Origin of the sequence: Dietzia massiliensis (genome assembly GCF_018390595.1) — a bacterium.
Taxonomy (GTDB): Bacteria; Actinomycetota; Actinomycetes; order Mycobacteriales; family Mycobacteriaceae; genus Dietzia; species Dietzia massiliensis.
The window spans coordinates 14,325-37,112 of sequence record NZ_JAHBAV010000034.1 but is presented as its reverse complement, the minus strand read 5'-3'; the positions used below and the strand labels follow the sequence as shown (position 1 = coordinate 37,112).

Annotated in this window: 11 protein-coding genes; 7 read left to right on the top strand and 4 right to left on the bottom strand. The window is 73.4% G+C overall.

The window, feature by feature from the left end:
* Together KHA85_RS10655 and KHA85_RS10650 are read right to left on the bottom strand one after the other, a co-directional pair.
* Window positions 1–2,020: DUF6541 family protein (locus tag KHA85_RS10655; RefSeq protein WP_213185764.1), on the bottom strand; the 2,020-nt coding region annotated here is incomplete at its 3' end.
* Between the two features lie 5 nt (window positions 2,021–2,025).
* Window positions 2,026–2,574 (bottom strand): GtrA family protein, encoded by a 549-nt coding sequence (locus tag KHA85_RS10650; RefSeq protein ID WP_308936919.1) that lies wholly within the window; start codon window positions 2,572–2,574, stop codon window positions 2,026–2,028.
* A gap of 335 nt (window positions 2,575–2,909) precedes the next feature.
* Here KHA85_RS10650 and KHA85_RS10645 point away from each other — a divergent pair, with 335 nt between their 5' ends.
* The 7 genes from KHA85_RS10645 (at window position 2,910) to KHA85_RS10615 (ending at window position 15,741) form a co-directional block, all read left to right on the top strand.
* Complete coding sequence (locus tag KHA85_RS10645; protein ID WP_213185763.1) at window positions 2,910–3,092, top strand: hypothetical protein; 183 nt, start codon at window positions 2,910–2,912, stop codon at window positions 3,090–3,092.
* Window positions 3,093–3,188: 96 nt separating this feature from the next.
* Window positions 3,189–4,586 (top strand): lipase family protein, encoded by a 1,398-nt coding sequence (locus KHA85_RS10640; protein ID WP_213185762.1) that lies wholly within the window; start codon window positions 3,189–3,191, stop codon window positions 4,584–4,586.
* A 165-nt stretch (window positions 4,587–4,751) separates the two neighbouring features.
* A complete protein-coding gene (gene dprE1, locus KHA85_RS10635) occupies window positions 4,752–6,200 on the top strand; it encodes a decaprenylphosphoryl-beta-D-ribose oxidase (protein WP_213185761.1) in 1,449 nt (482 codons plus the stop codon).
* A gap of 50 nt (window positions 6,201–6,250) precedes the next feature.
* Entirely contained in the window at window positions 6,251–7,012 is a 762-nt protein-coding gene (gene dprE2 / locus KHA85_RS10630; protein WP_106385457.1) for a decaprenylphospho-beta-D-erythro-pentofuranosid-2-ulose 2-reductase, read from the top strand.
* Window positions 7,013–7,014: 2 nt separating this feature from the next.
* Window positions 7,015–8,958: an arabinofuranosyltransferase gene (locus KHA85_RS10625; protein WP_213185760.1), complete on the top strand. Its 1,944-nt coding sequence runs from the start codon at window positions 7,015–7,017 to the stop codon at window positions 8,956–8,958.
* A 122-nt stretch (window positions 8,959–9,080) separates the two neighbouring features.
* Complete coding sequence (locus KHA85_RS10620) at window positions 9,081–12,359, top strand: arabinosyltransferase domain-containing protein (protein ID WP_213185767.1); 3,279 nt, start codon at window positions 9,081–9,083, stop codon at window positions 12,357–12,359.
* Between the two features lie 22 nt (window positions 12,360–12,381).
* Window positions 12,382–15,741 carry an arabinosyltransferase domain-containing protein gene (locus KHA85_RS10615; RefSeq protein ID WP_213185759.1) on the top strand — a complete coding sequence of 1,120 codons (3,360 nt, stop codon included), beginning with the start codon at window positions 12,382–12,384 and terminating at the stop codon, window positions 15,739–15,741.
* 353 nt (window positions 15,742–16,094) lie between these two features.
* On the opposite strand, the gene KHA85_RS10610 is transcribed toward KHA85_RS10615, so the two are convergent.
* Window positions 16,095–17,588: an acyl-CoA carboxylase subunit beta gene (locus tag KHA85_RS10610; RefSeq protein WP_213185766.1), complete on the bottom strand. Its 1,494-nt coding sequence runs from the start codon at window positions 17,586–17,588 to the stop codon at window positions 16,095–16,097.
* Between the two features lie 56 nt (window positions 17,589–17,644).
* On the bottom strand, window positions 17,645–22,723 hold the full coding sequence (pks13, locus tag KHA85_RS10605; RefSeq protein WP_213185758.1) for a polyketide synthase Pks13: 5,079 nt from the start codon (window positions 22,721–22,723) through the stop codon (window positions 17,645–17,647).
* Between the last annotated feature and the right edge of the window lie 65 nt (window positions 22,724–22,788).

Sequence of the window (22,788 nt, the reverse complement as noted above, 5' to 3'; positions counted from 1 at the left end):
CGGGGCGGCGGCCCGCTGGGGTCGGGCGGGCCGCGCGCCGCGGCGGGGGCGGGCGGGGGGGGGCGCGGCCGTGTGGCGCGGTCCGGCGGGCCCCGCGGGGGCGGCTCCGCCCCGCGGGGCCCCCGGGGGGTGCGGGGGGGGGCGGGGCGCGGGGCGGGCGGGGCCGCCGGGGGCGGGGGGGCCCCGGCCGACCCGGGCCGCCCACGACGCCGGTGCCGACGATCACCCAGCGCACGTCCTGCCGCAGCACCTCGTGCGTGACCGACGGGTCGAAGCCGTAGCGGTTGATCGAGGTGTACAGCGTCATGCGGTCGGCGCCGACCTGCCCGACCGGGTCGTCGGCGAGCGGCGCGCCGAACACCACGGGCACGCCGTGCAGCGCGTACGCCCACGCGGTGCCGTCGAACGGGTCATTGAGGACCACGCCGCCCTCGTGCCGCTCCCCCAGCGCGTCGAGCACCGCGCGTTCGCGGGCGTTGACCGCCGGGCCGTCGCCGTAGCCCCACACCCGCAGGTCGCGGGCCAGGACCGCGTGCCCGGAGACCGTGAGCAGCCCCAGCACGGCCACCACCACGACGCCGGTCCGCGCGGCCGGGCGGCGGGCCGAACCGAGCGGGACGAGCGCCCGCACGCCCGCGCCGGCCAGCACGGCCGACGGCAGCACCAGCAGGGAGGCGAACCGGTAGAAGTCGTCCCACCAGAAGCCGGTGAACACCCGCACCCAGTCGCCGTGCACCGCCGCGGCCAGCACGTACAACGCGCCGTAGACCACGAGCGCGGCGGCGGGGGCGGCGAGCGGGCGACGGCGCCGCGGGTCCACGACCGCCACCGCCAGGCCCACGAGCACCGCGACCGCCATCCCGATCGAGGACAGCGCGGTGGGCCCGAGGTCGAACACCCCGGCCACCGCGCGCGGCACACCCACCTCGCGCGGCCACGAGAACCCGGCGAGCGACTCGGTGGTCCCGGCCGAGACCATGGTCACCGACCACAGCACGTACGGGGCCGCCGCGACCGCGGCCAGCGCGAAGCCGCCGAGGACCGCGAACCTGGGCCGCGCTCCGGGCGCGGCGACCACCCCGGCGACGGCCTGGGCCGCCAGCGGGATCGCCGCCGCGAGCGCCACCGACGGGTGCACCGACCACGCCCCCGCCATGCCCGCCCCGAGCAGCGCCGCGTGCGCGAGCACACGCGGCCGCCGCGCGGCGAGCTGCTCGCCCAGCAGGACCAGGCCCGGGATCACCGCCACGCCCAGCGCGAACGGCAGCACCGGGCCGCGGCCCAGCGCGAGGTACGGGAAGGTCCACGCCGCGCCCGCCACGACCGCCGCGCCGACCGCCGCGAGCCGCGACCCGCCGCACAGCCGCCCCGCCAGGACCGCGACGCCCAGCACGAACACCACGCCGGTGACCGCCGAGACCGCGTTGAGGGCCTCCGGCAGCCCGCCGCCCACGCCCAGCAGCAGGGACGCCAGCGCGTGATAGGTGTCCGGGTAGAAGAAGTGCGGGTTGGCGGGCTGGCTCACCGGCGCGAGGTCGGTGAGACCGGCCCGCCCCGTCTCGGCGATGAACCGCGTGGCGCCGCCGTGGAAGATCGCGTCCCAGCCCTGCGGGATGGCCGTGAGAGCGCGGGTGGCGACGAGGACCTGGACCGCCGGGACGAGGGCCAGAGCGACGACGACGAGGTCGACCACCCCCGGGCCCGGCCCGCGACCGCGCACCTCGTCGTCGTCATCGGACCCCTCGCCCCGCCGCCACGTCCCCCGGTCGGCGACCCGGGCGGCGATCCCGAGCGCGGCGGCGGCGAGCAGCCCCACGAGGGCGGTCACGCCCGCCGAGGCGAGGCCCCACCGCACGTCGGCGGCGGCCGTGACCGCGCACCCGACCGCCACCACAGCGGTGGTCAGGGCGGGGCCCGCGGCGAGCGCGTCCCGCCACCGCGCGCCGGCGGCCAGGCAGATCAGCGCGCCCGGCACCACCAGCAGCGCCAGCGCGGCGGCGAGCAGGAGCGCGACGGACATGCCGGTCAGCGGACCCGGAAGATCACGGTCCGCTGGACGATGAAGTTGGTGACGGTCGCGACGCCCTGGGCGATGACGTACCCGATGGTCGTGGCCCAGAAGGTGCTCCAGTCCAGGCCGTGGAAGAACGGCACGAGGACCATGAACAGGCCCCACTGCACGCCGAACATGAGGGCGTACAGGCACATCGTGGCGATGAACCGCGCCCGCGACGGCTCGGCCCGGAACGTCCACCGGCGGTTGATGCCGTACGCGGTGAGCGTGCCCGCGACGAACGACAGCGCCTTGGCCGGGCCGTAGCCCATACCGGCCAGCATGAGCAGCTGCAGCAGGCCGTAGTCGACGACCGCCGAGAGCACCCCGGTGAGGAAGAACCGCACGATCTGCGTCTTGAGATCGGTGCCCTCCCGGGGGTCGGACTCGTGGCGCGACTCCAGCGGGTCCACCGCGCCGCGCAGGGAGTCGAGGACGGAATCGACGGGATCGACCGGGTCGGCGGAATCGGCGGAGTCGCTCCTGGCGCCGGCGTCTCTCGGGGAAGAACTCACCAGCACAGGGTAGGCCGCGGCTCCGACGAGTGAACATCCACACAGGGGGCTTGTGCGGCCCCGGCGGGCGTGTCATCCTTTTCTCCATCGCGGGCACACCAGCCCGTTTCCGGTCGAACCGTCCGGCGACACCTCCGCCGAGACCGTCCGACCCCGCTGGAGCGATCCGCTCGCGGCACACCCCATCTCTTCCCGGCGCCCACGCCACGAGGTCCGCGCCTTCTCCCCGGGTGAGCCGCCGTCGCCTCCACCCCCACGCACCCGAACGACCCCCGTCGTCGTCCCGCCCCGAGCGGTGACGCGCCGGGCCCGTCGTCCTTCCACGACCAGGAGTGAGTCCCATGTCGCAGTACCGCAGTCCCGCCATGAACAACGTCCCGACCGCGTTCTCCTACACGCCCACCGGGCGGGCGATCCCGCCGTCGTCGCCGCTGCGCACGCCCAACCGTCGCCCGGCGTCGCCGTCGTACACGCCCACCGGCCGCGTCGTCCTGTCGACGCCCGCCACCCGCGGCTCCGCCTAGGACGAGCCCACCCCCGAACCCGCTGTTCGCGCGCGCCGGTCACCCCCGGCGCGCGCGACGCGTCCGCCGCCGACCGCGCCCGTATACCGTGAGCGCATGAGGTCGCGGCGTCCCCTCCGTCCCGGCCGCGCGGTCGCGGCGGCACTCCTGGCGCTGACGTGCGCGCTCACCGCGGCGCCCGCCGGGGCCGCTCAGCCCACCGGTGCGGCGTCGTCCGCGGTCACGGTCCCCGACCCGTTCGCCGCGCTCCGGCCCGTGCCCGAGCACGAGCGCACGCCCGAGCGCTACCTGCCCAGCCCGTCCCCGGACCCCTGGTACTCGTCGCCGCCGGCCGTCGACCCCGCGACCGCCCCGGGGACGATCCTCGCCACGCGGGACGTGACGATCCCGCCGCACAACGTCCGCAACTTCGGCCGCGGCTGGCAGGTCCTGATCCAGAGCACCGACTCGCACGACCGCCCGCAGCAGATCGTGTCGACGCTCATCGAGCCGGCCACCCCGTGGCCCGGGCCCGGCCCGCGGCCGCTCGTGTCGTTCAACGTCACGATCGACTCGCTCGGCCTGACGTGCATGCCGTCCCACACGCTGCCGCACACGTTCAACCTCGAGCTCCCGCCGTTCCTGCAGATCCTCGCCGACCGCGGCTACGGCCTGGTCGTCACCGACTTCCAGGGGCCCAGGGCCGCCTATGCGGCGGGGCGCGCCAACGGTCGCGCGGTCCTCGACGGCATCCGCGCAGCCCGCGCCTTCATCCCGCCCGGTGAGGCCGACCCGCTGTTCGCCGACTCGCGGGTCGTGCAGGTCGGCTACTCCGGCGGCGGCATCGCCACGGGCTGGGCCGCGCAGCTGCAGCCCGTGTACGCCCCCGAGCTGACCGGCGTGCTCGTCGGGTCGTCGGTCGGCGGCGTGCCCGCCGACTACTCCGACCTGTTCGACACCATGGACGGCACCATCGCGTCCGGGCTGTACCGCGCCGCCGTCCTGGGCCTGGCGCGCGAGTACCCCGAGCTGTACCCCCTTCTCAACGACACCGGCGACGTGATCGCACACCACCTCCGCGACGCCTGCGCCGCCGCCAACACCGCCGGCGGGCTCGTCCCGGCGCCGCTGTCCGCGCTGACCGACGTCGATCCCCGCACCGATCCCACGGTCGCGGCCGTCCTGACCCGCAACCGCCTGGGCACCCCCGACCCCGCCCACGGCGCGGACCCGCGGGAGGTGCCGACCGGGCCGGTCCAGGTCTGGCACGGTGACGCCGCCGCGCCGATCGGCCCCGGCCCGGGCTCCTCGCAGGGGCCGGGCGACCTGTTCGTCCCCGAATGGACGGCCCGCCGGCTGGCCGACGAGTGGTGCGCGGCCGGTGCCGACGTCGAGTACACGCCGGTGCCCGGCGAGCACATCCTCGCCGCGTACACCGCGGTCGGCCCGGCGCTGGACTGGGTCGACGACCGGGCGCGCGGCGTCCCCTTCGACTCCGGCTGCCGGCCCGACTGACCGGCGCGGCCCGAGAGGGCGGGTCCTCGGCGAGCGAGCGGCCCTCGTCGTCGTCGACATCTCTCTCGTCGCCCCGTCATCCCGCCGTGATCCCGCGGTCGGTCGCGCCACACCCCGGCGCGGCGACGCGGCGGCCGCGCCCCGCCGGGCGGTAACCTCGACCGTGTGAGCACCGCGCAGAACACCCCACCGGCCCCGACCGCGCTGGACACCGAGCTCCGGCGCCTGACCGGCTGGGGCCGCACCGCCCCGGCGTTGAGCCACGTGCTGACCCCGCGCTCGGTCGACGAGATCTCCGCGGCCGTCGCGGCGGTCAACGACTCGAACGCCTCCTCCCCGGCCCACCTGCGGCGCGGCGTGGTCGCCCGCGGGCTCGGCCGCTCGTACGGCGACAGCGCCCAGAACTCCGGCGGGCTCGTCGTGGACATGAGCCGGTTCAACCGCATCCACGAGCTCAACGCCGAGAAGGCGCTGGCCGTGGTCGACGCGGGCGTCAACCTGGACCAGCTCATGCGGGCGGCCCTGCCGTTCGGACTGTGGGTGCCCGTTCTGCCGGGCACCCGGCAGGTGACCGTCGGCGGCGCGATCGGGCACGACATCCACGGCAAGAACCACCACTCCGCCGGCTCATTCGGCAACCACGTCACGCGCATGGAACTGCTGGTCGCGGACGGCCGCGTGCTCACGCTCGAGCCGGGCGGCTCCGCCGACGACCCCGACGGCACGCTGTTCTGGGCCACCGTCGGCGGCAACGGCCTGACGGGCATCATCCTCAAGGTGTGGATCTCCATGACCCGCACCGAGACCGCCTACTTCCTGGCCGACTCCGACCAGACCGGCTCGCTCGACGAGACCATCGCCCTGCACACCGACGGGTCGGAGTCGAAGTACACCTACTCGTCCGCGTGGTTCGACGCGATCAGCGCGCCGCCGAAGCTCGGCCGCGCGGCGGTCTCCCGCGGCTCGCTGGCCACGCTCGCTCAGCTCGAGGAGTACGCGCCGAAGCTGGCCAAGAACCCGCTGGCGATGGACGCCAAGCCGCTCATCACGTTCCCGGACGTGTTCCCCAACGGCCTGGCCAACAAGTACACCTTCGGCCCCATCGGCGAGGTCTACTACCGCCTCGGGGGGACGTCGCGGAACCAGATCAAGACGCTGCCGGCCTTCTACCACATGCTCGACCTGTTCTCGGAGTGGAACCGGGCCTACGGATCCAAGGGGTTCCTGCAGTACCAGTTCATCGTCCCGCCGGGCGCGGTCGAGGGCTTCAAGGAGATCATCGGCGACATCCAGCGCTCGGGGCACTACTCGTTCCTCAACGTCTTCAAGCTGTTCGGCCCCGGGAACCAGGCCCCGCTGTCCTTCCCTATGGAGGGGTGGAACGTGTGCGTGGACTTCCCCATCAACGACCGGCTCAACAGCTTCGTCAACCACCTCGACGCCAAGGTCATGTCGATGGGCGGACGGCTCTACACGGCCAAGGACTCGCGCGTCCCGGCCGAGCGGTTCCACGCCATGTACCCGGAGATCGACTCGTGGATCGCCACCCGCCGCGGCATCGACCCCCACGGGGTGTTCGCCTCCGACATGGGCCGGCGGCTCGAACTGCTCTGAGCGGGTGAGCGCCCCCAGGGGTGTCGGGCCCCGTCGGTAGACTCCTGCCCATGATCAATGCCGTCGGCGTCCCCCAGACCCTGCTCCTGCTCGGTGGAACCTCCGAGATCGGCCTGGCCATCTGTGCCGAGTACCTGCAGCAGGGCCCGATGCGCGTGATCCTGGCGTGCCTGCCCGGCGACCCCGGTGTGGAGGACGCGCGGGCGGAGATGACGGCCGCCGGCGCGAGCGCCGTGGAGGTCGTGGACTTCGACGCCGCGGCCACCGACACGCACCCGGCCACGTTCGAGACGATCTTCGCCGGTGGGGACGTCGACGTGGCGATCGTCGCGTTCGGCCTCCTCGGGGAGAACGAGGAACTCTGGTCCGACCAGCGCAAGGCGGTCCAGATCGCGCAGATCAACTACACCGGTGCCGTCTCGGTGGGCGTGCTGCTCGCCGAGCGGATGAAGGCCCAGGGCTTCGGCCGGATCATCGCCATGAGCTCGGCCGCCGGACTGCGGGCCCGCCGCTCCAACTTCGTCTACGGATCCACCAAGGCGGGGCTGGACTCCTTCTACACCGGTCTCGGGTACGCGCTCGACGAGCACGGGGTGGACGTCCTGGTGATCCGCCCCGGCCAGGTGCGCACCCGGATGTCAGCGCACGTCAAGGAGGCGCCGCTGACCATCAACAAGGAGGAGGTCGCGCGCATCGCGGTGAAGAACGCCGGCGCCGGTAAGGGCGCGGTCTTCGCTCCGGCCGCGTTCGGCGGGGTCATGGCCGTGCTCACGCACGTGCCGCGCCCCATCTTCCGCAAGCTCCCCTTCTGAGCATGCCGCCGGCGCTACGCGGGCCCGGTCTGGCCGGGGCGGCGACGCTGCTCGCCGCAGCCGTCACCGCCGTGGTCCTGGTGGGTTTCTCGCTCGTCTCCTTCCCGGCCTACGGCAACTCCAACGTCCTGCGGGCCCTGACCGTGGTCGGTCAGACCGCCGCCGTCGCGCTGGTGGCGACGGGGATTCTCGCCGCGCGCGCCGGGGAGCGGCCGGGGGGTCGGCCCGCGCTGGTGCGGCTGGGCAAGCTCGCCGCCCCCACCGGGTCGGCCCTGCTCGTGGCGGCCACGCTGGGCATCCCGCTCGCGGCGTCGCGGCTGTACCTGCACGGCGTGAGCGTGGACCAGGAGTTCCGCACCCAGTTCCTCGGCCGCTCGGCCACCTCGCTCGGGCTGCCCGACATGGCGTACATCGACCTGCCGTCGTTCTACCCGTCGGGGTGGTTCTGGCTGGGCGGGCGGTTCGCGAACCTGGTCGGCCTCGAGGGCTGGGCGGCGTTCAAGCCGTGGGCGATCCTGTCGCTGGCGGTCGCGGCCGCGCTGGTCACCGTGCTGTGGACGCGGATCCTGCGCACCGACCTCGGCGCCGCGGTGGGCCTGGTCTCGACCTCGATCGTGCTCGCCTACGGCAGCCCCGAGCCGTACGGCGCCGTGGTGGCCCTGTTCCTGCCGCCGGTCCTCATCCTCGCGTGGCACGCGGTCAGCCCGACGGCCCGCCACGCCGGCCGCGGCGCCACCGTGGCCACGACCCTGTTCCTCGGGGCGTCGGCGTGCACCTACACCCTGTACACCGGCCTGGCGGCGGGCACGGTCGTCCTCATGGCGCTCGTCGCGACCGTCTCCGCGGTGCTCGCCGCGCGGCGCGGTCGACGCGTGATCCCGCTCTGGCTGCCCGCGGCCCGGCTCGCCGTGATCGGGTCCGGGTCGATCCTCATCGCCCTGCTCGTGTGGGCGCCCTACCTGCTGGCCGCGCTCCGCGGCGAGCCCGCCGACTCCGGCACCGCCATGCACTACCTGCCCGAGGCCGGAGCGCGGCTGCCGCTGCCGATGACCGCCGGCGGCCTCACCGGCTGGGTGTGCCTGGCCGGCCTGGTGTGGATCATCGCGCGGGCGTGGACCTCGCGCCGCGCGCAGGCGCTCGTCCTGGGCGTCGTGACCGTCTACCTGTGGTGCCTCGCCTCGATGGCCGTCACCGTCCTGGGCACCACCATGCTGGGGTTCCGACTCGAGCCGGTGCTCATCCTCCTCCTCGTGGTGGCCGGGGTCTTCGCCGTCGTCGACGTCGCCGGGCTCGTCGTGCGCGCGGCCGGCCGTCAGGCCGGTGAGGCCCGGCCCGCCTCGGAGGCCGCCGACCGTCGTCGGCGCGCCGGCGCCGTGGTGGGTGTGCTGTCCGCCCTCGCCGTGCTCGCCCACGCGCAGGGGATCCCCGACCATCTGCACGACGAGATCCGGCTGGCCTACACCGACACGGACGGCCACGGCGAGCGGGCCGACCGCTACCCGCCCGGCCCCGAATCCCACTACGCCGAGGTCGACCGCGTCATCCGGGAGTCGTTCCCCGGCCGCGACCGGACCGACCTCGTCGTCGCCAGCACCGCCGACGCGTTCCTCGCCTACCACCCGTACTTCGCCTACCAGGCCGTCACCTCGCACTACGCCAACCCGCTGGGGCGGTACGCCGACCGCAACGAGTCCATGGTCGCGTGGCAGGACGCCACCAGCGGCGACGAGCTGTTCGCGATGATGCGTGGGACCCCGTGGCGCGGCCCCGACGCGATCGTCACGCGCCGGTCGGGCGACGGCTTCACCCTGCGCCTGGCCGAGGACACCTACCCCAACGACCCCAACGTCCGCCGCTTCGGCGTCACCATCCCCGGCGAGGCCGTCGAGGGGGACCACTTCGAGGTCCACGACGTGGGTCCGTTCGCCGTGATCACGGTGCGGTGAGGAGGCTGTGCGGTGATCAGGCGATGACAGCGGAGCGGACGGGAACCGTGGGACGGGGCGACGACGACGAGGTGCACGACACCGACGTCGAGCGTCCCCTCGGTCTGCACCCGTACCCCGGCATGGACCGCGACCGCCGGTGGGCGGTCATCACCGGCTTCCTCGGAGCGGTCCTGGCGATCCTCGCCGGGTTCCTCCCCGTGCACCAGGACACCACGCGGGTGCAGTGGACGGCCGGGCCCGACTACGCCTCGGTCACCGCCCCGCTCGTCTCCGGGCGACCGCTCGACCTCACCATCACCGCACCGTGCGCGCCGCTGGCGCAGGTCCCCGAGAACACGATCGTGTTCTCCACCCTGCCGGAGGGCGCCCCCGGGCGGATCTCCGACGGGCTGGTGGTCCAACGCGCCGAGGACGCGGCGGGCGACCCGGTCATCGAGGTCGCGGTGCGTAACATCACGCTGCTGTCGGTGCCGCTGTCCACCCTGCGTGACCCCGCGTGCGAGACGCTGAACGTGCGCGCCGAGACGGGCATCCTCGTCGCCGAGTTCACCGGCCTGGAGCGCGACCCCGACGACGCCGACGACGCGGTCCGCGCCGCCGTCCCGGGGACCATGCGCCCGCAGGTCACCGGGGTCTTCACCGACCTCACGCCCGTGACCGCGCCCGACGGCCTCGGCGAGTCCACGGTCGAGGTCACCGTCGACTCCCGGTACTCCTCCAGCCCCACCGCGCTCAAGCTGGTGCTCATGGTGATCGGGGTGCTCGCCACCCTCGCCTCCGTGGTGTTCCTGCACCGCCTCGACGGCATCGACGGCCGCTCGCACCGCCGCTTCGTCCCGCGGTCCTGGTCGCGACTGTCCGGGGTCGACGGGGTCGTCATCGGCGTCCTGGGCTTCTGGCACCTCGTGGGCGCCAACACCTCCGACGACGGCTACCTGCTCACCATGGCCCGCTCGGCCGGGCCCAGCGGGTACATGGCCAACTACTTCCGCTGGCTCGGCTCCCCCGAGTCCCCGGTCGGCTGGTACTACGAGATCCTGCGCGTGTTCGCCGAGATCTCCACCGCCAGCCCGTGGATGCGGCTGCCCACCCTGCTGTGCGGCATCCTGTCGTGGCTCATCATCAGCCGCGAGGTCGTGCCCCGGCTGGGCCGCCTCGCCCGCACCTGGCGCGGACCGCGCTGGACCGGCGCCGCCCTGTTCCTGACCTTCTGGATGGCGTTCAACAACGGGCTACGGCCCGAGCCGGTGATCGCGCTCGGCGCCCTGCTCACGTGGTCGCTGGTCGAGCGGTCCATCGCCACCCGCCGGCTCGTGCCCGGCGTGGCGGCGATCGGCGTGGCCGCGTTCTCCCTCGGTGCCGGCCCCACCGGGCTCATGTGCGTCGCGGCGCTCGCGGCGGGCGCCCGCGAGTTCCTCAGCATGGCCCGGCGGCGCGCGCGGGTGGTCGGGTGGGCCCCGATCCTCGGCCCCGTCCTGGCCGTGGGTCTCGCGCTGCTCTACACCGTGTTCGCCGACCAGACGCTGGCCGCGGTCCTCGAGGCCACCCGCATCCGCACCGAGCTCGGTCCGAGCCTGCCCTGGTACGGGGAGAAGGAGCGGTGGGAGGCGCTGTTCGGGGTCTCCGCCGACGGCGGTGTCGCCCGCCGCTTCCCCGTCCTGCTCATGCTCATGTTCCTGGTCCTGGTCACCGCCGTCATGCTGAGGCGGGGGAAGATCCCCGGCGCGGCCGCCGGGCCCTCGCGCCGACTCATCGGCGTCCTCGCGGGATCGCTGCTGTTCCTGGTGTTCACCCCCACCAAATGGACCCACCACTTCGGGGTCTTCGCCGGTCTGGCGGGTGCGCTCGCCGTCCTCGCCGTCATCGCCCTGCGCTCCTCGACGGTCTCGCTCAATCGGAGTCGCTGGCTGGTGTGGGCGGCGCTGTGCTTTGTCGTCGGCCTGTCCACCGCCACCAACAACACCTGGTGGTACGTCTCCGACTACGGCATCCCCTTCTCCGACTCCTTCCCCGCCGTGGGCGGGGTCCAGGTGCAGTACGTCGCGTTCATCGGCGCCCTGGTGTGCCTGCTCGTCGCCGGCCTGATCCACTCCGGGATCGTGCCCGAGGAACCCGGCGCCGCCCTGTGGCGCCGCGTCCGGCGCGCGGCGCCGTTCCTGCGGACGCACGCCGACACCCCCGCCGCCCGCCGCCGCGCCGACGGCCGGAGCCGCGGGATCGGCGGCACCCCGCTGACGGTGGTCGCGTTCTCCGTGGTGATCTTCGAGCTGGTCTCCGCGGTCACCGCCGTGTTCGTCCAGAGCCCCGCCTACAGCGTCGGTCGCGGCAACATCCGCGCGCTGTCCGGTGAGCCGTGCGCGCTGGCCGACTCCGTGCTCGTCGAGGAGGACTCCAACGACGGCCTGCTCAGCGCGGTCGGCGCCGGGCCCGAGATCTCCCTCGGCGCGGGCGTCGTCAACGGCTTCGCCCCCAACGGCCTGCCCGACTCCATCACCGTCGACAGCGCGGAGGCCTCCGGCGCGCTCGCGACCTCCGAGTCCGGCGAACGCGACCCCGGCGACGGTGTGGACGCCGGCACGACCGGCGGCCGCGGTGCCGTCACGGTCAACGGCTCCACCGTCGCGCTGCCGTTCGGTCTCGACCCGGACACCACCCCGGTCCTGGGCTCCTACCGCCGTGGGCCGCAGGTCGCGGCCGAGCTCACCTCGGCGTGGTACGAGCTGCCCGCCCGCAGTGCCAACCGCCCGCTCCTCGTCATGGCGGCCGCCGGTCGCATCGGCAACGGCGCCCTGCGCATCGAGTACGGGCGCCCCGGCCGTGTGGGCGCGACCGGGCCCACCGACTTCGAGGTCATGGGCTCCACCACCCCCATCGACGTCGGCCCCGCGCCCGCCTGGCGGAACCTGCGCATCCCGCTCGACTCGATCCCCGAGGACGCCCAGGTCGTGCGCGTGGTGGCCGCGGATGGCAATCTCGACCCCGACCAGTGGCTGGCCGTCACCCCGCCGCGGAACCCGCGGCTGCGCACCCTCGACGAGGTCGTCGGCCACACCGACCCCGTGCTCATCGACTGGGTCGTCGCGCTGGCCTTCCCGTGCCAGCGGCCGTTCGTCCACAACGGGGGCGTCGCCGAGATCCCCCGCTACCGGATCCTCGCCGACCGCGAGTCGTCGTCCGCCGCCAACTGGTGGCAGAGCGCCGGCGGCGGCGGCCCGCTCCTGTGGACCAGGCAGACCGTCGAGGCCATCACCGTCCCCACCTACCTCGACCACGACTGGGCCCGCGACTGGGGCTCGCTGCAGCGGTTCGAACCCCTCGACCCGGACGCCACTCCCGCCGAACTCCTGCGCGGAAGCGAGGTGCGTTGGGGCTGGACCACGCCGGGTCCGATGAACTGATCGTCGCCTAGAATCGGCTGTCGTGTCAGACTCCTCCCCGGAACCGTCCCCGGCTCATCCCCCGGCTCCCAGTCCGGCCTCCGGCGCGATCGCCGCCGACCCGCGGGTCGCGAGGCTCCGGCTCATCGCCATCGTCAGCGGCCTCGTGGGCACGCTGTGCTTCCTGGCCCTGCCGTTCCTGCCGGTCTCCCAGACCACCTCGACCGTGCAGTGGCCGCAGAACGGGTCGGTCGGCTCGGTCACCGCGCCCCTCATGGCGCACTCGCCCCAGCGGTTCACCGCCACCGCGCCGTGCGACCTGGTCGGTGAGCTGCCCGCCGACGGGGGGATCCTGCTGTCCACCGCCCCGGCGGGTGGCGAGGAGGCCGGTGACCGCGCCCTGTTCGTCCGGGCCTCCGCCGACACGGTCGACGTGGTCTCCCGCAACCGCGTCATCGTCTCCGCGCCCCGTGACCGGGTCGAGGCCGGCGACTGCACGCAGCTCAGCGTCGTCGCCGCGCCCACCTACGTCGAGGCGTCGTTCGACGGCATCGACGGTGCCGCGCGCCGTGTCGACGCCGACGACCTGCGCCCCATGGTCGTGGGCGTCTACACCGACCTGCCCGCCGACACCGCGGTGCCCGAGGGCCTCGACGTCACCGTGCAGGTCGACTCCCGCTTCACCACCGACCCCACCGCGTGGAAGTGGGCGGCGATCGTCATCGGGCTGCTGTCGAGCGCCGTCGCCCTGTGGGCGCTGCACGCGCTGGACCAGACCGACGGTCGCCGCGCACGCCGCTTCCTGCCCCGCGGCTGGTTCCGGATCCGGCCGCCCGACATCGCCGTGATCGGCACGCTCGGCGTCTGGCACTTCGTCGGCGGCAACACCTCCGACGACGGGTACATCCTGTCCATGGCCCGCGCCGCCGATCCCGCCGGCTACATGGCCAACTACTACCGGTGGTACGGGGTCCCCGAGTCGCCGTTCGGTTCGCCCTACTATGACCTGCTGACGCTGTTCTCCCACGTGTCCACCGCGAGCCCGTGGATGCGGCTGCCCGCCCTCCTGGCCGCGATACTGTGCTGGCTCGTCATCAGCCGGGAGGTGTTGCCCCGCCTCGGACGCGCCGCCCGCACCACCCCGGTCGTCGTGTGGAGCGCCGCCGCCGTCTTCCTCGCCTTCTGGATGGCCTTCAACAACGGCCTGCGGCCCGAGCCCATCATCGCGCTGGGCGCGCTGCTGACCTGGGTCTCCGTGGAACGGGCCATCGCCACCCGACGGATGCTGCCGTTCGCGATCGCCGTCATCATCGCGTCGTTCTCGCTGGCCACCGGTCCCACCGGGCTCATGGCCGTCGCGGCACTGCTCATGGGCCTGCGGGCCGTCGTGCGCACCGTCGTCGTCCGCGGCCGCGTGATCGGTTCGCACCTCGCGCTCATCGCGCCCGTCCTGGCCTCCGGCACGATGGTGCTGATCTGCGTGTTCGGCGTGCAGACCCTCGCCGCCGTGCTCGAGGCCATCCGGGTCCGCGGCGAGATCGGTCCGAGCCTGAGCTGGTTCGAGGAGTTCGTCCGCTACTACTACCTCATGATCCCGACGGTGGACGGCTCGCTCGCCCGTCGACTGCCGGTCCTGCTGGTGCTGCTCTGCCTCGCCGTCGTCGTCGGCACCCTCCTACGCCGCGGCAAGGTCCCGGGCGCCGCCTCGGGCCCGGTCTGGCGCCTGGTCGGCGTGGTCGTGGGCACGGCCTTCTTCATGATGTTCTCGCCCACCAAGTGGACCCACCACTTCGGTGTCTACGCGGGCATCGGCGGCGCGATCGCCGCCCTCGGCGCCCTGGCGATCTCCGCGTCCGCCGTCCGCACCGCCCGCAACCGCACGCTGTTCCTCGGCGTGATCCTCGTGGTGGTGGCGCTGGCGTTCGCCGGCCCCAACGGCTGGTGGTACGTCTCAAGCTACGGCATCCCCTGGTGGGACAAGGCGCCGAGCATCCGCGGCATCGACGCCGCCACCGTGCTGCTCGTCCTGGCGGTGCTGACGTTCGCCTACGCCGCGTGGCAGCACCTGCGTCGTGACTACACCGGCGACAAGGCGCCCCGGACCACCGAGGGCCGACGCCGGGTGCGGACCTTCGCCGCGGCACCGATCGCCGTGGTCGCCGGCCTGCTGGTGATCTTCTCGATCGCCTCGTTCGCCAAGGGCGTCCACAAGCAGTTCCCGGCGTACACGATCGCCGCCGGCAACCTGTCCGCGCTCGCCGGGAACCCCTGCATGCTCGCCGACCGCGTCCTCGTCGAGCCCGACACCAACGCCGGCATGCTCACCCCGCTCGACGCCACTCCCCTGCCCGACGGGACCGTCGACCCGCAGGACCGTGCCGCGGCCATCGAGGCGGGCGGGAACACCGGGTTCACGCCCGACGGTGTCGCCCCGGACCTGTCCGCCGACGCGGTGGTCGCCGATCCCGGCGCCGCCAACACCACGTCCGAGCCCGGCGGCGGCCCGTCGGTCAACACCGGCGAGAGCGCCGGGACCGGAGGCGGCCGGGGCGCCGAGGGCGTCAACTCCTCGACCGTCGCACTGCCCTTCGGGCTCGATCCCGCCACGACACCGGTGCTCGGCTCGTTCCTCGTGGGCCCGCAGCGGGAGGCCAGCCTCGAGACGGGCTGGTACCGCCTGCCGGAGAACCGGGAGTCGCATCCGCTGTTGGTCATCTCGGCGGCGGGTCGCATCGGCCGCTTCGACGCGGACGGCATCTACAAGTACGGCCAGAGCGTGGTCGTGGAGTTCGGCCGCTCGGGCGAGGCCGGCGTCGAGACGGTCGGCGAGCCGGTCGTCCCGTTCGACATCGGCCCCGCCCCCACGTGGCGGAACCTGCGGGTGGACATGCAGGACGCCCCCGCGGACGCCGACGTGATGCGTGTCCGGGTCGACGACAACGACCTCACCCCCGATCAGTGGGCCGCGATCACGCCCCCGCGCGCTCCCGAGCTCGTGACGGTCCAGGAGATGGTGGGGTCGGAGTCGCCGGTCCTGCTGGACTGGGCGGTGAGCCTGCAGTTCCCGTGCCAGCGTCCGTTCGCGCACTACGCGGGCGTAGCCGAGTTGCCCGAGTACCGGATCCTCCCGGACCGTCCACTGGCGGTCAGCGCCACGAGCACCTGGATGTCCTACGAGGCCGGCGGGCCACTGGGCTGGGTGGAGACCGCGCAGCGGGCGCGGACGATCCCCTCCTACCTGCGGCACGACTGGAACCGGGACTGGGGTTCGATCGAGGCCTACACCCCGCTGGGCACCTACCAGGAGGAGCCGCCGACCCCTGCCGAGGTGACCACCGGCACCGAGACGCGCTGGGGCTGGTGGCAGCCCGAGGGGCCGATCTTCGTGACCGACCCCGAGTGACCCGCTCAGCGCGCGGGACCGCGCCGGCCTGAGGGCCCGCCGGTCCGATGAGGGCCCGCCGGAGGCAGCAGCCACCGGCGGGCGCTCGGTCGTTGGCGCGGCCCCGGCCTGAGTCCTCGTCGCCAGCACAGCCGCCCGCCGACATGGCGTCTCGCGCGCACCGCGGCGACGGCGAGACGCCAGGCCGAGGAGCGGCTGCGGCCAACGGGGCAGAAGCGCGAGCGAGACGCCAGGTTCAGAGGCGGCTGCGGGGCGTACAAATGCGGGACGGGCGGCCCCGGAACTGGGGACCGCCCGTCGGTGCGCTCGTGCCGCCGGTGCGCTGGTGCCGTTGGCGCGCTGTTGCTATCGGATCACAGCGGGAAGATGGCGTGCTTGCGCGGAAGCTCGACCCGCGTCTTGTCCCGGAGCTGCTCGAGCGCACTACGCAACACCAGCCGCGTGTGCGAGGGCTCGATCACCGCGTCGATGTAGCCCCGCTCGGCGGCCGTGTACGGCGTCGCGATGAACTCGTTGTACATGTCGATGAGCTGCTTGCGGAGCTTCGGCCCCTCCTCGGGACCCGCCTCCTCGATCTGACGGCGCTGCAGCAGATCGACCGCGCCCTCGGCGCCCATCACCGCGATACGGGCGGTCGGCCACGCGAAGTTGAGGTCACCGCCCAGGTTCTTGGAGCCCATCACCGCGTAGGCCCCCCCGTAGGCCTTGCGCACCACGAAGGTCACCTTGGGCACCGACGTCGCCGCCACCGCGAAGCCCATCTTGGCACCACGGTGGATGATGCCCAGCTTCTCCTGCTCCACACCCGGGAGGTAGCCGGGGGTGTCCACCACGAAGACCAGCGGGATCGAGTAGGCGTCGCACAGCATCATGTGCCGGGTCGCCTTCTCGGAGGCGTCGATGTCCAGCGCGCCGGACAGGTGCAGGGGCTGATTGGCGATCACGCCCACCGGCTCACCGTCGACGCGCGCGAAGCCCGTGATGATGTTGGAGGCGAACTGCCCCGACGTCTCCATGAACTCGCCGTCGTCGAACATCCGGATCAGCACGTCGTGCATGTCGTACGCGGCGTTGTCCGAGTCCGGGATGATCGTGTCGAGCTGCAGGTCCGACTCCGTGGTCTCCGGCTCGAGTCCCGGGTTGATCCGCGGGGCCTTCTCGCTGGCCGACGACGGCAGGTAGCTGAGCAGATTACGCACGTACATGAACGCGTCGTGCTCGCTGACGGCCACGTGGTTGACGTTGCCCCGCTTCGCCTGCTCGAGCGCGGACCCGAGCTCGTCCATCGTGACGTCCTCGCCGGTCACCTGACGGATGACGTCGGGGCCGGTGACGAACATGTACGCCTGGTCCTGGACGGCGACCACGAAGTCGGTCGTCACGGGCGCGTACACGGCACCGCCCGCGCACTTGCCGAGCATGATGGAGATCTGCGGCACGTGGCCCGACGCCGGGTACTGACGGCGGCCGATCTCCGAGTAGTACGCGAGCGAGGTGACGGCGTCCTGCACGCGGGCGCCGCCCGAGTCGTTAATCCCGATGATCGGGCAGCCGATCTTGATCGCGAAGTCCATGATGGCGCAGACCTTCTTGCCGAAGCCCTCGCCGACGGACCCGCCGAACACCGTGTTGTCGTGCGCGTACACCGCCACCGGGCGACCGTCGATGGTGCCGCGGCCGGTCACCACGCCGTCGCCGAACGGGTTGTCGGGGTTGCCCGGCGCCTTGGCCAACTGGCCCATCTCCACGAAGCTGCCCGCGTCGAGGAGTTCGGCGATCCGCTGGCGGGGAGGCGTCTGACCCGCGGCGTCGCGGCGGGCCTTGGCCCGCTCGCTGCCCGGATCCATGGCCTGCTCGGTCTTGACCCGCAGTTCAGCGAGCTTCTCCGCGGTCGTCTTGGCCGTCACGCGTTCGTTCCCTTCCGTACGCCCGCGTCGAGCTCCGTGAGCCGACGCGCCAGATGCTTACCGACCGTACCGACCACGGGCTCGTCGACCATCGCGAGGTGGTCCCCCTCGAGGTGGACCACCTCCAGATCGGTCACCACGGCGGCCCAGCCGCCGTCCGGGTCGATGCGCTCGTAGCGCGGCTCCAGTTCGATCGCCCCGTCGTGCATCCGCTCGGCCCGGTACAGCACGAACGGCACCTCGGCGCCGACGCCGGCCCACGAGCTCATGTCCGCGCTCTGCAGGATGCGGTTGTCCACGAAGCTGGCCCGCTGGTGCTCGATCACGCCGCCGCCCATCGCGTTGGCCTCGGCACCCAGCACCCCCATCAACATGTCCAGCACGCCGTCCTCACCGTGCTCGGCCAGGAAGTCGCGCGGCACCTCCACGTCGAGCCCGTACGTCCGCTTGGCGAACTCCGAGTACCGCTTCCAACGGGCCTCGGCCTCGTCGAGCGTGTCCGGGATCGGCTCGGACGGCTGCACGGTGTCCAGCAGGACCACCAGCGACACCTCGTCGCCCGCGGCCCGCAGCTGGCGGGCGACCTCGACGGCCAGCGCGCCGCCGAAGGACCAGCCGCCCAGCGCGACCGGGCGGCCCGCGGCGAGCTCGCGGACCCGGTCGAGATAGGTCGCCGCCCGCGCCTCCAGCGGGCCCTCGACGCGCTCGACGCCGTACACCGGGGTGCCCTCGCCGAGGCGCTCGACGAGCGGCTCGTAGACGAACGACGATCCGCCGGCCGCGTGGAACAGGAACAGCGGCGTGCGCCCCTCCTCCCCCTGCGCCAGCACGCGGATGTTGCCCTCTACCGCGACCTCGGTGAACGGGCGCAGCAGATCGGCCACCTCGGCGATCGTCGACGCGCCGGCCAGCTGATCGGCGGTGATGTCGCCGCCGGATCGCTCGGACAGTCGCCGGGCCAGCGTCTCGCGGGTGGCCTCGTCGATCGAGGGCAGCGCGCCGGTCACGCCGGGCGCCGCAGCGCCGGTGACCACGGCCCACGCGCCGAACGCCATGCGCTCGGTGTCGTCGCGCGGGGCGACGGACACGGCGTCGCCGGCCGGGGCCGCGCCGTCGGAGCCGGCCGCGCCATCGGAGTCAGCCGCACCCGAGCCGTCGCCGGAGTCACCGTCGCGCAGGGCCGCCACGTCCACGGCGCCCTCGCCGCGAGCCTGCTGGGCCGCCAGCTCGCCGACCTCCTCCGGGTTCTCCACCGCGAACCGGACCATCTCCGCGACGTCGTTCAGCGACGCGTCCCGCATGGCCTGCAACTCGAGCGGCGGGATGGAGAACTCGTGCTCGACGCGGTTCTTGATGCGCACGGCCATGAGCGAATCCAGGCCGAGATCGAGCAGTGCCAGCTCCCTCGGCAGGTCGTCGGGGCTGTACCCCATCGAGGAGCCGATGATCCGGGCGAGCCTGTCGCTGATCGACTCGCCGGACTCGGGGTTCCAGCGGGTGTCGGCCTCGTCGTCGTCGTCCTCGCCGACCACCGGGGCGTCGGACTCGTCCGACTCGAAGTGCGGCATCTCCGGCGCCGTCGACGGATCGATCGGCGCGCCACCGCTGACCGCACCGGAGGCGACCAGCACGAACGGCGCGGACTCCTCGTCCGACCGGGCGTGGACCTGCAACGACGCCCCGCCCGGGTGCGGGGTGAGGGTCGTGGTGACCGATCCCGAGGGGGGGAGGATGCCCGGCCGGTCGACGGCGGTGAGGGTCGCGCCCTCGATCACCGCCGCGGCCGCCGCGGACATCAGCGCGTCGACACTGGGCACGACCTCGGCGCGGACCTGCCACGCGTGGCGGCCGTCGGGCAGCGCGACGTACGAGCCCGGCATGCGGCCGTCACCGGACCCGCCGCCTGCGGTGACCTTCGGCCATAGGGTGCGACGCTTCCACGCGGTGCCCGGCACAGGCGCGTACCGGTCGGGGCCGGTGACGTAGCCGTGGATCATCTCCACGACGCTGGGCATGTCGATCGTGTGCCCGTGGACGTACAGCTGCGCGATCGCGTGCAGCAGCGTGTCGGCCTCGGACTCCTTGCGCTTGAGCGCGTGGAGCAGGTTGGGCTCCATGAGACCGGCGTCGAAGCACGTCGCGGCCACCGACATCGCGGCCACCGGGTTGGGGGCCAGCTCGAGGAAGGTCACGTACCCGGCGTCGACGGCCTTGCGCACCGCGTGGGTGAACCACACGGAGTGGCGCATGCCCTTGACCCAGTACTCCTCAGCGTGGACCGGCTCGTGGCCGGCGCGGTAGAAGGTCTCGCGGTCGACGGACGAGAACAGCCCGGAGGTGAGTTCGCGCGGCTCGAGGCCGGCGATCTCCGCGGCCAGCTCGCCCAGCAGCATGTCGACGTCCGAGGTGTGCCCGGCCCCGCGGACCTGCAGCTGACGGGCGAACTTGCCCTGCTCCTCGACCCACGCGACGAAGTCGGCGACGGGCTTGGCCCGGCCGCCGACCGTGGTGTGGGTGGGCGCGGCGTAGACGGCGGGCTCGATGGAGGCGAACTGCGGGTTGTCGGCGATGATCTGCGCGATCTCCTCGGCCGAGTACTCGACCAGCGCCATCGCGCCGGCCTCCTCCTCCGAGACCTGCCCCTCGGCGTCGCCCATGAGGCGCGAGCGCACGGTGATCACGCGCACCGCGTCCTCGAGGTTCAGGCCGCCGGTCGCGTAGGCGGCGGCGACCTCGCCCATCGAGTGGCCGATGACGGCCTCGGGCTTGGCGCCGAGCGCGCGCAGGGTGTCTACCAACGCCACCTGGATCGCGAAGATGCCGACCTGGGAGTTCTCGAGCTCGTAGGTCTGCGAGTCGTCGAGGATCAACTCGGCGATCCGGTAGCCGGCCTCGAAGTCGATGAGCTCGTCCACCGCGTCCAGGCACGAGGCGAACAGCGGGTTGGACAGGTAGAGCTCCTTGGCCATCTTGCGGTGCTGGGAGCCGAAGCCGGAGAACACCCACACGTCGCCCGTGCCGGCGGGGGCGTCGGCGCTGAACACGCCGGGGCCCGGGTCGCCCGCGGCGAGCGCGCGCAGTCCGGCGACGAGCTCGGCGCGGGTGTGGCCGACGACCGCGCCGCGGGAGCGGCCGTGGTTGCGGGTGGACAGGGTGCGGGCGACGGCGCCGAGGTCGATCGAGTCGTCCTGCGCCTCGAGCCAGTCCGCGACCTGGGCGGCCGTGGCCTTGCGGCGCGACGGCAGGGACGCGGACACGACCAGCACGGTGGCCGGAGGGCCGGGAACAGCGGTGCCGGTGGTGGCGAGCTCGTCGGCGTTGCGCGCGACGGCGTCGGCCACGCAGCGGGCGACGTCGTCGTCCGTGGCCGTCGCGGTGGTGGTCGCGGCGTCGGTGGTCGCCGTGGTCGGGTCGGTGTCGGCCGGGGCGTCGGTGGAGGTGTCGGACGGGGCGTCGACGACGACGTGGGCCGGCTGCGGCCGGTACTCGGCCACCACGACGTGCGCGTTGGTGCCACCGAAGCCGAAGCCGGAGATGCCGGCGACCGCGCGGCCGCTGTAGCGCGGCCACGGGGTGGTCTCGGTGACCACGCTGAGCCGGGCGGCGTCGAAGTCGATGTACGGGTTGGGGCCCGCGTAGTTGATCGTGGGCGGCACGGCGTCGTGCTGCATGCCCAGGATGATCTTGGCCAGGCCGGCGGCGCCCGCGGCCGACTCCATGTGGCCGAAGTTGGTCTTGGCCGATCCGAGCAGGGTGGGCCGGTCGGCGTCGCGGCCGCGGCCGAGGACCTGGCCGATCGCGGTGGCCTCGATGGGGTCGCCGAGGATGGTGCCGGTGCCGTGAGCCTCGATGTAGTCGACCTCGCGCGGGTCCACGCCGGCGTCGGCGTAGGCCTGGCGCAGGACGGAGACCTGGGCGTCGGGGTTGGGGGCGGTCATGCCGTTGGAGCGGCCGTCCGAGTTCACGGCGGAGCCCTTGATGACGGCGAGGATCTCGTCCCCGTCCCGTTCGGCCTCGGACAGCCGCTTCAAGATGAACACTCCCCCGCCCTCCGAGCGGCAGATGCCGTTGGCGTCGGAGGAGAAGGCCTTGATCCGCCCGTCGGGGCTGAGCGCGGCGCCGGTCTTGGCGAAGCCCATGGTGGCCGCGGGCGCGAGCATCATGTTCACGCCACCGGCCACGACGAGATCGGACTCGTGCAGTCGCAGGGAGTTGACGGCCTCGTGGACGGCGACCAGCGACGTCGAGCAGGCGGTGTCGAGGGTCATGGACGGGCCGCGGAAGTCGAACGTGTACGAGATCCGGTTGGAGATGATCGAGTTGGAGGCGCCGGTGACCGCGTACGGCGAGGCCGCGGCCGAGTCCGACGTGAGCAGCACCTGGTAGTCGCTGGACGAGGAGCCCATGAACACCCCGACCTCGCGGCCCTTGAGATCGCTGGCCGGGATGTGTGCGTTCTCCAGGGCCTCCCAGGTGAGCTCGAGCGCGAGCCGCTGCTGCGGGTCGACCATCTCGGCCTCACGGGGGCTCATGCCGAAGAACTCGGCGTCGAAGTCCTTCACCTCGGTGTCGTCGAGCCAGCCGCCGCGGTCCGGGGCCTCGGCCAGGACCTGCTGGACGTACGCGTCGCCCGCCCACTCCGACCAGCGCGAGTCCGGTCGGGGGCTGGTCGCGTCACGGCCGGAGGCCAGCAGGTCCCAGGTCGCCTCGGGGCTGTCGGCGCCGCCGGGGAAGCGGGTCGCGAGGCCGATGACGGCCACGTCGAACTCCATGCCGGCGCCGCGCTCGCGGAACGTGTGCAGGTCGGTGGGCTCGTCGGCCTCCACCGGACCGTTGACCACGTACTCGGCGAGCGAGGCGATGGTGGGGTGCTGGTAGGCGACGGTCGCGTCCAGCGGCCGGCCGATGAGGTCCTCGAGGTCGGCGGACAGGGACACGGCGTCGCGGGACGACAGGCCGTACTCCTCCAGCGAGCGGTCGTCGGTCACCTTGGAGATGTCGAGCCCGGTGGCCCGGCAGACCCAGCCCCGCATCCATTCGCGGAGCTCCACTACCGTCATCTCGCTCTGTGCCATCGTCGTGGCTCGCCTTTCCTGAAGGTGTCGTCCGGTGTTCCCGTGCGCCGGGGCCGCCGTGCGCC